The sequence below is a fragment of the Protofrankia coriariae genome, assembly GCF_001017755.1.
Lineage (GTDB): Bacteria > Actinomycetota > Actinomycetes > Frankiales > Frankiaceae > Protofrankia > Protofrankia coriariae.
Window position 1 is genome coordinate 248,894 of sequence record NZ_JWIO01000001.1, and the last position, 12,595, is coordinate 261,488.

Below are 12,595 nucleotides of genomic sequence, written 5' to 3' on the forward strand. Positions count from 1 at the left end.
CCGCCGATGCCAACCGACCGGCTCGCCGGCTGGCTCGCGTCGCTGGCGATCGCGGCGGTCGCCGGTGTCCTGCGGTTCTGGCAGCTCACCGAACCACGCGGCATCTACTTCGACGAGGTCTACTACACCCACGACGCCTACGGCCTGCTCACCCACGGCTACGAGCTGAGCGACATCAAGAGCGGGTGCGACGGCCCCGGGTTCGTCGTCCATCCGCCGCTGGGCAAGTGGCTGATGGCCGTGTCCGAGTGGCTCTTCGGGTACACCGACTGCGCCGGGATCCGTCACGGCAGTCCCGAACTGGGCTGGCGTTTCGCCTCCGCGGTCGCGGGGACGCTGACGGTGCTCGTGCTCGCCCGGACCGCCAGGCGGATGTTCCGCTCGACGTTGCTCGGCTGTTTCGCCGGCCTGCTGCTCGCCTTCGACGGCCTGGCGTTCGTCCAGAGCCGGATCGGCATCCTCGACATCTTCCTGATGACCGGGCTCGTGCTCGCCCTGGCCTGCCTGGTCCTCGACCGAGATCACGGACGGGTCAGGCTGGCCGCCAGCCTCGCGGACGCCAGCAACATCCCCCTCAGCGGGCAAGCGAGCAAGGACGTATCCGAAGCGGGAAACGGCAATCAAGAATCACTAAGTAGCCTCTACAAGACAGATAGTAATAAATTGCGCTTCGGGGCGCGCCTTGGCGCGCGCCCGTGGCGGCTGGCATGCGGACTGTGTCTCGGTGCGTCCCTGGGAGTGAAGTGGAGCGCCGTCTACACGCTCGTGGGATTCGCCGCGCTGGCCATCGCCTGGGATGCCGGGGCACGCCGGACGGCGGGTGCGCGACGGCCGGTCCTGGCCGCCGTGCGACGGGACGGGCCGCAGTGGTTCGTGAGCTTCATACCGCTCCCGGTCATCGTTTTCTTCGCGACGTGGACCGGATGGTTCGTCACCGACGGCGGTTACAACCGCCACCGTTTCGGTGACGGTGTGTGGGCGGCGTTGCACGGCTGGTGGTACTACCAGCAGCAGATCTTCCACTTCCACGAGCACCTGGACGCCTCGCACCCGTACGCGTCCAAGCCGCTGAGCTGGCTGGTGCTGGCCCGGCCGGTCGCCTACTTCTACAGCACGCCCAAGGCCGGGGAGCCCGGGTGCACCTCCCCGGCCGGCTGCTCCCGGGAAATTCTCGCGATCGGCAATCCGGCGATCTGGTGGGTCGGGGTGCTGGCGCTGGTCGGGGTGCTGGCGCTGTGGGTCAGCCGCCGGGACTGGCGGGCCGGCCTCGTCCTGGTCGGCTTCACAACGTCGTTCCTGCCATGGCTGGCCTTCCCCAACCGGACGATGTTCCTGTTCTACGCGCTGCCGCTGCTGCCGTTCCTCATCCTCGGGCTGACCGCGCTCGCAGGGGTCGCCCTGGGCCCCCGAACAGCCTCTGACCTGCGGCGACTGGTCGGTTCGCTGACGGTCGGCATCTACACGATCGTCGTCGTGCTGCTGTTCGTCTACTTCTATCCGATCATGGCGGCGCAGGTGATCCCGACCTCGGCGTGGCGGGTGAGGATGTGGTTCCCCGGTTGGATCTGACGCGCCGCCGCCGCCAGCCGGTCCGGCCCGCCCGGCCGACCAGGTCCGGGGGCGGGCCCGGGGGTGGCTCCGGCCGGGTCGGCAGATCCGGCCCGGCGCGGCGGCCGGCCTGCCTGGTCCGCGCGCGGACGAGCCGTAGCTGCGCCACCGCGAACGCCCCGGCCGGCGGCAGGCAGACCAGTACCGGCAGCAGGTAGCGATAGTCGAACACCGCCGTCGCGCAGGGCACCACCAGCAGAACCAGACCCATCCCCACCAGCAGCAGACAGTCCTGGCGGATCCGGAGCAGCCCGTAGCCGGCGGCGGCCATCGCCGCCAGCACACCCATCAGCACACAGCCCGCGAGCAACGGCCCCGGGGTGAATCCGACCGACTGGTATCCGCGCAGCAGACCGCCCAGGACCGCGTCGTGGCGGCGGGGCGTGACCGCGCCGTCGAAGTCCCGCAGCGACCGGTGTATCTGCCAGCGGGGATCGGGATGCCCCGCCCGGAACTGCCAGGTGGCCAGGTACCAGTCCCGGGAGCCGACGCGGCGCACCGGCCCGAAACAGTGCGTGACGTCGTGCGCCACCAGCCGGGCGTACTCCCTCGGCTGCGCGACGATCACCTTGAGGGCGAACCGCCGGAACACCGTGTTCGTTTCGGCGCCGAACGGGCCGAAGGCGGCTCGTGGGCTGTTCGCGTCCCAGTCGTAGTAGTTCGGGCCGGGCCGTTCCCCGGGCGGGTGCGGTGAGCACAGCGGCAGTTCGCGGGGTGTCACCTGAATGCGCGAGCAGTCCGCGAACTCGGCGACCCGGCCCCACAGGAAGAACCCGTCGGCGTTCTGCAGGGCGAAGTTCCCGTACACGGCGGCGAACCATGCCGCGTATGCCGCCAGGGGCAGGGTGACGCCCGCCCCGAAGGCGACGAGCCGGCGTACCCCGACCGAGCGGGCGAGCAGGTACACCGCGGCGAGCACCGGCAGCACCAGCACGACCGAGCGGGTGAGCGTGGCGGCCGCCAGCAGCGCGCCCGCCCCGGCGCACATGCTCCCGCTCGGGCGCTCACACCACAGCAGCGCCAGGACCGCCGCGGTCAGCAGCGCCGCGAAGAACGTCTCCGCCATGACCATCTGTTCGATGTTCACCTGGTAGGCGTCCAGCAGCACCGGCGCGGCCGCCGCGGCGGCCAACCTGCGGGACAGCCCCCGGTGCACCGACAGGCCGTACAGCGCCGCTCCGATCCCGAGACCGAGCAGATGTTGAACGACGGGCACGACAGCGATGGACGGCGACCAGGAGAACAGCTTCAGGAACGCGGAGTAGCCGAACGGCCTGACCTGGTCCGGGCGGAGCTCCTTCGCATACCACAGGTAGGAGTAGGAGTCCCCGTAGAACTCCATGGCCGGCCAACAGGCGAACAACGCCGCGGCCCGCAGCAGCGCGCCGCCGGCCAGCAGCACCACGAACAACCGGTGCCGCACCCACAGCAGGCCGACGGCCCGCCGATATCCCGGGCTCCTGGAATATCCCCTTCCCAGGCGGCCCGCCCCCGAACGTCCAAAGACCATGGTCAGACATCGAGCCCTCGGCCACCACCCCCCTCGAGCATCGGTCAGCTCACGCGCCCCCACTCCAGAACCAATCGTTGAATCATGAGAACGAGGGAACAAGTGGTTGCTGTGGCAGCCACTTCCGTACTCATTTCCTTGATCGAAATGGGACGTATGGCGGTGTTGCGGGGTGTCGGGGGTTGTTTCCAGCGGTCGCAGGATTCTGTCGGGTTCCGGCGAGTGGGACAGCGGTGGCCCGGTCCGGACAGGCGGGGCTGACGGAACGGGGTCGGGCGGTGCCGGTGGTGGCCCGGTCCCGGTCACGTCGCCGGCCGGACCGCCACACACAGCAACGACTGCCCGAACGGGACCTTCGTCCGGCGTTCGATGAACCGGGTGGCCGGCACGACTATCCGGTCGTAGACGCCCACCAGACGCGGATCGGCGCTGCGCCGCCCGGCGCAGCGGACCGCCGCCCACCAGGCGATGCCGCCGAGGAGGTTCACCGGCTCCAGCCGCTGGACGCGCAGGCCGGCGCGCTGGACCCGGGTCCGCAGCGTTGTCGGGGTGTAGCGGCGGACGTGGCCCACCATCCGGTCGAACTCCCCGTACAGCGCCGGATACGCCGGCACCCACAGCACCACCTGGCCGCCCGGTGACACCAGCCGCCCCAGCCGCCGCAACGCGGCGACGTCGTCGTCGACGTGTTCCAGGACATTCATCATGATCAGCGTGTCGACCGGGACGGCCAGCCCGCCCGGCCCACCTGGGCTACCCGATCCACGTGGGCTACCCGGTGCGTGTGGGCCGTCTGGTGCGTGTGGGCTGCATCCGGTCGTGTGCCCGGCGGCGACGCCTGTCCCGCACCCGTCCGGCTCTGAACCGGCTGTGTCGCGGTCAGACGCGTCGAGCCCGGCTGGGGCGGACTCGGTCACGTCGAGCGCGATCACATCGACGTCGGGCCGCCCGGCGAATCGCTCACGTAGCGCCCGCAGGCAGAACGCGTCGGTGTCGGAAACGGTCAGATGGTCGTATCCACGCAGGCCCGCGGCGAACTCGCCCAGCCCCGACCCGACCTCCAGGATCCGTCGGCCGCAGTATGGCGAGACCAGATCGAGCTCGAAACGCCGGTAGTTGGCCGCGGCCGCACCGCCGAGGTGGTTCTCCAGTACCCATGGGTCGACCCCGCCCGGCGGGGCGGTCATGGCGGCCGTCGGGGCGGACACGCCGGCACCGGCCGTCCCGGTCGAAGCGGGTACGGCAGACCTGGCAGACCCGGCGGACGTGGCGGGCCCAGCGGCCCCGGCCGCCGCGGTCATCGCCCGTCCCCCGGCGCACCGACCCCGCTCCTCGGTGCGCCGGCTCCGTCGCTCGGCAGGCCAGGCTCCGGGGACTGGTCCTCCGGTCGGCTCCTGGGTGCTCGCCCGCTCGCTGGCTCGCCGGGCCGTGGGCTCTCGCTGCCGCCGTGGGCGGCGGCGACGCCTTCCGTGGTCAGCAGTGCAGGAAGAAGGAGACGAACCCGGTCCCGGCGCCGAGCACCGCTACCGTCATCGCCAGCAGTCCCGGTCGCGCCTGCTCCAACGGGCCGGCGCCGGTGACGATCCAGCGTCCCAGCACGGCCGCCTCGACAGCGCAGCCGACGACGAACAGGACGCCACCGGCCGCCAGGCCACGCTCCAGCGTGAAGTACCGGTACCCGCGGGCGAGCGGTGGACGCGAGTAGCCGGCCCGGCCGGACACGCGGTTGTGGATGTCGGTGAAGACCCCGAGCAGCACCACCTGCCAGCCGAGGACGGCGACCATCGCGGACAGCACCCAGAAATGCACGTCGAAACGGCGAGGACCGGCATCGGGAAGCAACAGCGGGAGCACCAGTTGCCCGGCCACACCAGCAACGAGCAACAGCAGGCCCGGGATGACGAACAGGCCGCGGGGCGCGAGCGGCAACATGAAACGGACGTGCCGCCAGCCGTCCCGCAGCGAACGGAGCTTGGACACACCGACCCGGCGGTGATAGGTGATCGGCACTTCCGCGACCCGCAGGCCGGAGCGGGCGGCCAGGATGACCAGCTCCGAGGCGAACTCCATACCCGCGCACCGGGGCCGCATACGCTCGTACGCGGCACGGGTGAACGCGCGCATCCCGGAGTGCGCGTCGGACGAGGCGGCGCCGAAGAGCCTGTTGAGCATCCCGGTGAGCAGTGGATTGCTCAGATAGCGATGCGACCAGGGCATGGCGCCTGGCATGATCTTCCCGCTGAAACGGGAACCGAGAACATGGTCGGCCCGCCCGGCCCGCAGCGGCTCGACAAGCGCCGCAAGCTCACGAAAATCGTACGAGCTGTCGGCGTCCCCCCATCACCAGATAACGACCCCGGGTCGCCGCAAATCCGGCCAGGCAGGTGTTTCCGTAACCCTGCCGTGATTCGGTCAGAACCCGTGCGCCGGCCGCCCGGGCGACCGGAATCGACGTGTCCGTGGAACCGTTGTCGACGACGATCACCTCTCCGGTGAGCCCGGTGTCGGCAATACCGGCGAATGCCCTGGCCACACAGATCCCGACCGACGCCTCCTCGTCGAGACAAGGCATGATCACAGAAATCTCGACGCTGCCGGGCGCACCGGCGCAGAACTCGACGGCAGCCTGATCGACCACGCCGGAGCCAACAGCGCCAGCTCTGGGGCCGACGGCAACAGCAACGGAATCGACAACAGCATGGTCAGTACCTCTGGGAGCGACCGCGACAGCGCCCGGGCCGCCGGCAACGGCGCTGGAACCGCTGGAGGCGGCGGAGGAACCGGAGGCGGCGGAGGGATCGGAGGGATCGAGAACGGCGGCGACAGCGCCGGGAACAGCGGAAATGGTCATGACGGGGACGGGGAGCGCGACCGCGCCGCCCGCTTCCCGCGTACCCCCCGCGGCGGAAGCGTCGGTGGTCGATCCACCCAGCTGGCGGGGAAGCCCGGTCCGTCCGGCTTCCTCGCCCGCCTGCCGGGAGACGGCTTCGGCCGGAGTCCCGGACCCGGCAGAATCGTGATCGCAATCATGCGCGCACGGCCGTCGACCCCGCGGCGCGGGACGACCCGGGGCCACCAACCGGGTCGTGAGGACCGCCGAGTTCTCGGTCACGAGACCTCCTGATGCAATCAAAAATAGGCGCTATCTGCAACAGTACTGACACTTAAAGTGAAGCAAGGGCAAGAGTGGACCGCGAGTCGTCTACTTTGAGCAAGGAATATCTTGCATTTAGCAATATCATTGTACGAAGCACACCGATGTGCCCATCGGTTACCGGGGGGTGCCTGCCGGTACGACTACGCGATCAGGGATGGTGGGAGGGACCAAACCGGCTCCTCACAGCCGACACAGGAGGGAAGGAACCACCATGGCGGATGTCTCGGTGCGCTTTGCGATGACCGATGACAGCGAGATCGTGCTGAACCTGTCACTCACGCAGGCGATCCGACTGACCGAAGCCATCGCGTCCAAAGTCAGTCAGGCCATGACGGAACAGCCACCACGAGGCAGCCTCAACGGCAGCTCCTACGGCGGGCCGTCCGTGCGCCCCGGCCCTTATTCCACGTCCTGAGGACGTCCTGACGGCCGACGCACGACCCAGTCCCGGGCCCGCTCCCCGCCCGGCACAGGGACAGCCAGCCACCAGCGCCCCGGGGACGCGGGCCGGCCGCCTGTCGGCGCGGTGCCGCCCAGCGACACCCACCAGCGCCCCGGGGAGGCGGGCCACCCGCAGTACGGGAAAGCCGCGACGGGACCGCCTCCGGCGGGACGCGGATCCCCGACCAGGCCCGCAGCAGGCCCGCAGGACGTGAATGCGATGCTGCCGCGACAGCGGCGGCTCCACATTCGTCCCGACCTTCCCCGGCTCCTCCGGTCAACCCACCACGAACGACCGGCCACAGCCGCAGAAATCCCCACGTCGCCACAAAGCAACCTCACACACAGACGAATCCCGTCAAGATCGCCGACAGGCGATCGCAGACCCACCACAGACGACCAGCCACAGCCGCCGGGCCCCCAAATTGTTGCAAAGCAACCTCACGCACAGACGAATCTCGTCAAGATCGCCGACAGGCGATCGCAGACCCACCACAGACGACCAGCCACAGACGCAGGGGTCCCCAAATTGTTGCAAAGCAACAATTTGGGGTCAGCCGGTCAGCTGGGCGATTAGGGCCCGTAGCAGGTCGAGGTCGCGGCGGCGGATCTCCGCCGGTGAACGGCCGTCCACGCCGGCGGGGACGAAGGATGCCCGGACGCTGCGTAGTTTCTCCCGCAGGTACTGGACCGCGGGTGGCGGCAGCAGGCCCTCACGCAGGAGCAGGACGACATGCCCGCCGTGCTCGACGACGTCGACGGGGGCGGCCATGGCCATGGTCACGACCCGGATGCCGAGTGGCTCCACCCGGTCGTACACCAGGAGCAACCGATCCTCCGCAATGATTTCTGCCGTGCCGTCGTCCCAGAGCACGGTTGCCCGGGGCGCCTCGAAGGGTAACCAGCCGGCCGCCTCGACCCGGACCCGCTCCTCACCCGGCGTGGGTTCACGGTGTGGCGCCGCGTGCACGGCCAGGACGGTCCCGCAGCGTGACCAGACCCCACCGCCAAGATCATCAACCGGGGACACCCGGTCGCCTTTGGCGAACATGACAAGACCGCCCTGACCATTCTGTGCCGTTGGTCCCTGCGCCGGCATGCTGTGATCGTAGAGTGACATGAACGACCGCCGGCATGGACGCCCGGACCCTCACTCCAGATCCGCCCCAGATTGCGCCCATCTGAACACTTTTCGTTACGAATTTATGATAACCCCAGGTCAGGGCCGACCCGTCTCGGCCGTTGCTGGCAGGCGTCCGACCGACGATCCAACCCAATGATCATTTCTGTCTGACGCCGGACAGCCACGAACCGGCCCCGTCCCCCAGCGTTGCCAGCTCCGACGTCACCATCCGTAACATCTCCACCAATAACGCCACCAGTAATGCCACCGGCAGCGGCGGTCCGTCGGCGGCACGCTCCGCCATGACGCGGCACGTTCCTCCGGGACACCGCATCAGCGGCGAAGCGACGTCGGGCAGCACCGACGTCGACGGCGCAGGCCCGACGCGGTGTCGACGTGCTCCAAGGTAGCCCCACGACGATCGATCGGTATCGCCTGACACTTCGAGAAGTTGGCGCTCACGGGCCAGTGGCCGGACGTACGTTCGCGGAAGCCCCTGGCCGGGTCAGTGGATGCGGGTGGCTGGCGACGACTGGCGATGGATGGCGGCCGTCCGAACAGCGCCCGCGTGATCGAGGATCCACGGACACGGTCCGAGCGATGATTCTGTCGACAGCCCATCGGAGAGGCCACTCATGCGCATGACCGGTTATCCGCCCATCGAAGAGCACGCGGTCATCGGTGACCTGCGCACGGTGGCACTCGTCGCGACCGACGGCACCATCGACTGGTACTGTCCGCAGCGCTTCGACGGGGCCTCGGTGTTCGCCAGCCTGCTGGACGCCGAACGCGGCGGCTCCTTCCGCATCCACTGCCCCGATTCCCGGGCCAAGCAGCTCTACCTGCCGGACTCCAACGTCCTGATGACCCGTTTCCTCGCCCCGCAGGCCGTCGGCGAGGTCGTCGACTTCATGGTCCCGGTGGACAGCGACGTCACCGAGTCACCGCACGCGGTCGTCCGGCAGGCCAGGGCGGTACGTGGCCGGGCCGAGTTCTCGCTGCGCTGTCACCCGCGCTTCGACTACGGGCGGGCATCACACACAGTGACGATCGTCGACGGCCAGGGCGCGGTGTTCGACTCTCCCGTCGGCAGCCTCACCCTGCGTACCGCCATCCCGCTGGCCAGCGACGGCACCGGCGTCACCGCGACCTTCGCGCTCGACATGGGGCAGAGCGCGGACGTCGTCCTGGAGTGGAACACGCCGATCCGCCCACTGGTGGACGGCGAGGCCGAACAACTGTTCAACCGTACCCTGACCTACTGGCAGAACTGGCTGCGCCGCAGCCGCTACCACGGCCGCTGGCGGGAGATGGTGAACCGCTCCGCGCTCGTGCTCAAACTGCTGGTCTACCGTCCCACCGGAGCACTGGTGGCGGCGCCCACCACCTCCCTGCCGGAGGAGCTCGGCGGCATCCGCAACTGGGACTACCGGTACACGTGGATCCGCGACGCCGCGTTCACCATCTACGCGCTCATGACGCTCGGGTTCACCGACGAGGCCGCCGCGTTCATGGACTGGCTGGAACAGCGCTGTCAGGAGGCCCCCGGCGACAAGGGCCTGCACGTTCTGTACAGCGTGGACGGCAACGCCGACCTCGACGAGATCGTCCTCGAGCACCTGCGCGGCTACCGCGACTCGAAACCCGTGCGGATCGGCAACGGCGCCGCCGGGCAGCTCCAGCTCGACATCTACGGCGAGCTCATGGACTCGGTGTACCTCTACAACAAGCTCGCCGCGCCGATCTCCTTCCAGCTGTGGGAGGCGCTCTCCCGCCAGCTGGACTGGCTCGCCAAGCACTGGGAGGAGCCCGACGAGGGCATCTGGGAGACCCGCGGCGGCCGGCAGCGCTTCACCTACTCGGCGCTGATGACCTGGGTGGCCTTCGAGCGGGCATGCCGGATATCCCGGCAGCGCGGCCTGCCCGGCCCGACCAACGAGTGGAAGGAGTACGCCGGCCGCGCGTACCGGTTCGTCCAGACCGCGGCGTGGGATCCGGTCCGTGGCGCGTACATGGAGCATCCCGGGTCGTCCCGGCTGGACGCGTCCCTGCTGTGCATGCCCCTGGTGAAGTTCGCCGGGCCCACCGACCCCCGTTTCCTGTCGACCCTCGACCGCTTCGGCGAGGAACTGGTCAGTGACAGCCTGGTACGCCGTTACGCGGCGGACGGCAGCGACGGGCTGCACGGGGACGAGGGCACCTTCAACCTGTGCTCGTTCTGGTACGTCGAGGCGCTCACCCGGGCCGGCCGGGTCGCCGAGGCCCGGCTGGTGTTCGAGAAGATGCTGACCTACGCCAACCACGTGGGCCTGTACGCCGAGGAGATCGGGCCGTCCGGGGAGGCGCTGGGCAACTTTCCGCAGGCGTTCACCCACCTCGCCCTGATCAGCGCTGCCCTTCACCTGGACCGGGCCCTCGGCTGACCCCGAAACGGGCTTCTGGTTGGCCGAACATCCTGGCCGAACGTTACGTCCGGTGGGCGGACAGCCGGCATCCCCGGCGGCTGGTCTCCTCCCGGCAACGGCCAGGTGACAGTCTCATCCCGAGGGAAAGTCCGCCGGTAGCCGACATGTTGCTGACGTCTGCCCGATCCCCCGGCAGGATGGTTGGTACACGTGGCTCACCGGGGTGGGACACGCCGGACGCCGGCGGATGGCCCGGCTCCGGCGGGCCGGACGCGCCGGCAGGGGCGGGGCGGCGGCCGAGGCAGGCCAGGGACGAGGGACAAGGGGCGCGACGATGGCGGGACTCGACGGTTTCCGGGTCGTGGTGGCATCCGGGCATGAGGCCGGAACCGGTGTGGTGGTTCGCCTGTCGGATGTTCTTGTCGTCGCCAGCACCGGCCGCCCTGGCACGTCGGACATGACCAAGACGCTGCTGGCGCTGTGCGCCGAGGCGGCCGGCGAGGTAGGGCCGGTCTCGGGGACGGGCCGGCGGCTGGTGCGCCGGGTCGCCGGGCTGCTCGTCGACGCCGACCCGGAGGTGGTACCCGACTTCGCCCTGCTGGCGGAGGTCGGCGACCGGCTGGCCGTGCTGATCCACGGCGCGATGGAGGTGGTCGTCCACGGCCCCACCCCGCTCACCCTCTCCGGGATCGAGTCGGCCACCTGGGTGGACCGCCTGCTGCCGGCCGGGCTCGCCCGCCTGGACCTCGGCCCGGCCGGCACGCTCGGACCGGCCGGTGTCGGCAGCGTGGCGAACAACCCGGCTGCCGACGCCTTCCCGCTGGACCTGCGGATCGGGGCGGTACCCGGTATCGGGGTGAGCCTGGTGGCCAGCAGCGGGCCCGTGTTCGTCCCGCCCCGGGGGGCCGAGGAGGACTTCGCCGCCGGCTTCGGCGGGCCGCACAACCCGATGACCGAGGCGGCGCCGATCCCGTCGGTGGACGCCGCGCCGGCCAGGGGCCCCGCCGACGGGTCGGTGTCGAGCGCTCCGCCGGCCCTGACACCGTTGCACAGCAGGGAACAGGAGCACGGCAGGGAACAGGAGCACGGCAGAGAGCAGCAGGAGTACGGCAGAGAGCAGCAGGAGTTCGACACCGCCGCCCGGCTGCGTGCCGCCGAGCCCACGCAGGCCGAGGACTTCGCCACACTCACCGCCACGAACGACGACCCGCCGACCGAACTCGCCGGGCGTGCCCCGGACGCACACGTCGAGGACACCGAGAGCGAGGCGCTGACCGAACTGCCCGGCCGGGGTTTCGACGTCGCCGACCTGTTCGACGACCAGGACGCCCCGACCATGCTGCCGGGCAACTCCGAAGCCCAGGTCGAGGGCATCCTCTGCGCCAACGGCCACTTCAACCACCCGGCCGCGCCCTACTGCACCGAGTGCGGGCTGTCCCTGGCCCAGCAGACCGGCAACCCCGTCCGGGGGCCACGGCCGACCATCGGGGTGATCGTCTTCGAGGACGGCCGGACCGTCAACGTCGACAAGGACATCGTGATCGGCAGGCAGCCCGACCGGGACGACGCCGTCCGGGCCGGCCGCGCGCTTCCGTTACTGGTCGAGGACGGCGAGAGCGCGGTCTCCCGCGTCCACGCCGTCATCACGCTCAACGGCTGGGACGCGGTGATCGCGGATCAGGGCTCCGCGAACGGTACCTACATCGCCCCGCCCGAGGCGACCGTGTGGACCCCGCTGAACCCGCACGAGCCGGCTCCGCTGGTCCCCGGGACCAGGGTCCAGGTGGGCAAGCGGACGTTCGTGTTCAACTCCCAGATGCAGATCTGACCGCGGTGGCCGACGACAGCACGGACGGCGCGACAGCGGAGCGGGCCACCGACGCGGCCACGCCCACCGGTGGGCGTGCGGACGGGCCCGTCGGCGGGCCCGCAGGCCGGATTCGGCCGCGGGCACGGGCATCCTGGGTGGCGCTGCTGGCCGTGGTGGCGTTCGCTCTGGTGGCGGCCGGCGCGGGCCTGCGGGGGCTCGTCGACCGTCCACCGGGCGCGGACTCGGTGGACGCCGGGTTCGCCTACGACATGTCCGCCCACCATGCCCAGGCCGTCCAGATGGCGATGGTGGAGTTCCGCGCCGGCGCGGATGCCACCCAGCGCAGTGTCGCCCAGGACATCGCGCTCACCCAGCAGCGGGAGATCGGCATCATGTCGGCCTGGCTGACCAACTGGGGCCTGCCGCAGGTCTCGACCGAACCGCCGATGCGGTGGATGCGGGACAGCGGCGGCCATGCCGGTCACGATGCCGGTCATGATGCTGGTCACGACGCCGCGGGCGGCGGTTCGCCAGCGTCAGC

General features: G+C 70.2%; 11 protein-coding genes. 5 read left to right on the forward strand and 6 right to left on the reverse strand.

The annotated features are described in order from the left end of the window. The coding region (locus FrCorBMG51_RS01065) for a dolichyl-phosphate-mannose--protein mannosyltransferase (RefSeq protein WP_047221308.1) at positions 1–1,569 on the forward strand (1,569 nt) is incomplete at its 5' end. Here the strand turns inward: FrCorBMG51_RS01065 and FrCorBMG51_RS01070 are convergent. From FrCorBMG51_RS01070 to FrCorBMG51_RS30275, 4 genes are all read right to left on the reverse strand, one after another. Beyond that, on the reverse strand, positions 1,502–3,118 hold the full coding sequence (locus FrCorBMG51_RS01070; protein WP_157180342.1) for a hypothetical protein: 1,617 nt from the start codon (positions 3,116–3,118) through the stop codon (positions 1,502–1,504). The genes FrCorBMG51_RS01065 and FrCorBMG51_RS01070 overlap by 68 nt on opposite strands. A gap of 302 nt (positions 3,119–3,420) precedes the next feature. Continuing rightward, positions 3,421–4,326: a class I SAM-dependent methyltransferase gene (locus tag FrCorBMG51_RS01075; RefSeq protein WP_052914199.1), complete on the reverse strand. Its 906-nt coding sequence runs from the start codon at positions 4,324–4,326 to the stop codon at positions 3,421–3,423. A 265-nt stretch (positions 4,327–4,591) separates the two neighbouring features. After that, positions 4,592–5,401 carry a glycosyltransferase family protein gene (locus FrCorBMG51_RS30270; protein WP_338052665.1) on the reverse strand — a complete coding sequence of 270 codons (810 nt, stop codon included), beginning with the start codon at positions 5,399–5,401 and terminating at the stop codon, positions 4,592–4,594. Between the two features lie 22 nt (positions 5,402–5,423). After that, the gene (locus FrCorBMG51_RS30275; protein WP_235433208.1) at positions 5,424–5,969 is read right to left on the reverse strand and encodes a glycosyltransferase; all 546 of its coding nucleotides are present in this window, start codon (positions 5,967–5,969) and stop codon (positions 5,424–5,426) included. A gap of 517 nt (positions 5,970–6,486) precedes the next feature. On the opposite strand from FrCorBMG51_RS30275, the gene FrCorBMG51_RS01085 reads away from it, so the two are divergent. After that, the gene (locus FrCorBMG51_RS01085) at positions 6,487–6,690 is read left to right on the forward strand and encodes a hypothetical protein (protein WP_013872226.1); all 204 of its coding nucleotides are present in this window, start codon (positions 6,487–6,489) and stop codon (positions 6,688–6,690) included. A gap of 579 nt (positions 6,691–7,269) precedes the next feature. Here the strand turns inward: FrCorBMG51_RS01085 and FrCorBMG51_RS01090 are convergent. Both FrCorBMG51_RS01090 and FrCorBMG51_RS27780 read right to left on the reverse strand, forming a co-directional pair. Then, positions 7,270–7,767: a hypothetical protein gene (locus FrCorBMG51_RS01090; protein WP_235433209.1), complete on the reverse strand. Its 498-nt coding sequence runs from the start codon at positions 7,765–7,767 to the stop codon at positions 7,270–7,272. A gap of 229 nt (positions 7,768–7,996) precedes the next feature. Next, positions 7,997–8,143, reverse strand: coding sequence for a hypothetical protein (locus FrCorBMG51_RS27780; protein ID WP_157180343.1), 147 nt, complete (start codon positions 8,141–8,143; stop codon positions 7,997–7,999). A 331-nt stretch (positions 8,144–8,474) separates the two neighbouring features. On the opposite strand from FrCorBMG51_RS27780, the gene FrCorBMG51_RS01095 reads away from it, so the two are divergent. The 3 genes from FrCorBMG51_RS01095 to FrCorBMG51_RS30280 form a co-directional block, all read left to right on the forward strand. Next, entirely contained in the window at positions 8,475–10,262 is a 1,788-nt protein-coding gene (locus FrCorBMG51_RS01095) for a glycoside hydrolase family 15 protein (protein WP_047221248.1), read from the forward strand. A 316-nt stretch (positions 10,263–10,578) separates the two neighbouring features. After that, positions 10,579–12,072, forward strand: a complete 1,494-nt coding sequence (locus FrCorBMG51_RS01100) for an FHA domain-containing protein (protein WP_047221249.1) — start codon at positions 10,579–10,581, stop codon at positions 12,070–12,072. A gap of 5 nt (positions 12,073–12,077) precedes the next feature. Continuing rightward, a partial coding sequence (locus FrCorBMG51_RS30280; RefSeq protein ID WP_047221309.1) for a DUF305 domain-containing protein occupies positions 12,078–12,595 on the forward strand: 518 nt, incomplete at its 3' end.

Excerpts from the sequence above, each read along its gene's own strand:
- FrCorBMG51_RS30275 (WP_235433208.1), bottom strand. The coding sequence starts at position 5,969 with ATGACCATTTCCGCTGTTCCCGGCGCTGTCGCCGCCGTTCTCGATCCC.
- FrCorBMG51_RS01100 (WP_047221249.1), top strand. The coding sequence starts at position 10,579 with ATGGCGGGACTCGACGGTTTCCGGGTCGTGGTGGCATCCGGGCATGAG.
- FrCorBMG51_RS01070 (WP_157180342.1), bottom strand. The coding sequence starts at position 3,118 with ATGGTCTTTGGACGTTCGGGGGCGGGCCGCCTGGGAAGGGGATATTCC.
- FrCorBMG51_RS01095 (WP_047221248.1), top strand. The coding sequence starts at position 8,475 with ATGCGCATGACCGGTTATCCGCCCATCGAAGAGCACGCGGTCATCGGT.
- FrCorBMG51_RS01090 (WP_235433209.1), bottom strand. The coding sequence starts at position 7,767 with ATGTTCGCCAAAGGCGACCGGGTGTCCCCGGTTGATGATCTTGGCGGT.
- FrCorBMG51_RS01085 (WP_013872226.1), top strand. The coding sequence starts at position 6,487 with ATGGCGGATGTCTCGGTGCGCTTTGCGATGACCGATGACAGCGAGATC.
- FrCorBMG51_RS27780 (WP_157180343.1), bottom strand. The coding sequence starts at position 8,143 with ATGGCGGAGCGTGCCGCCGACGGACCGCCGCTGCCGGTGGCATTACTG.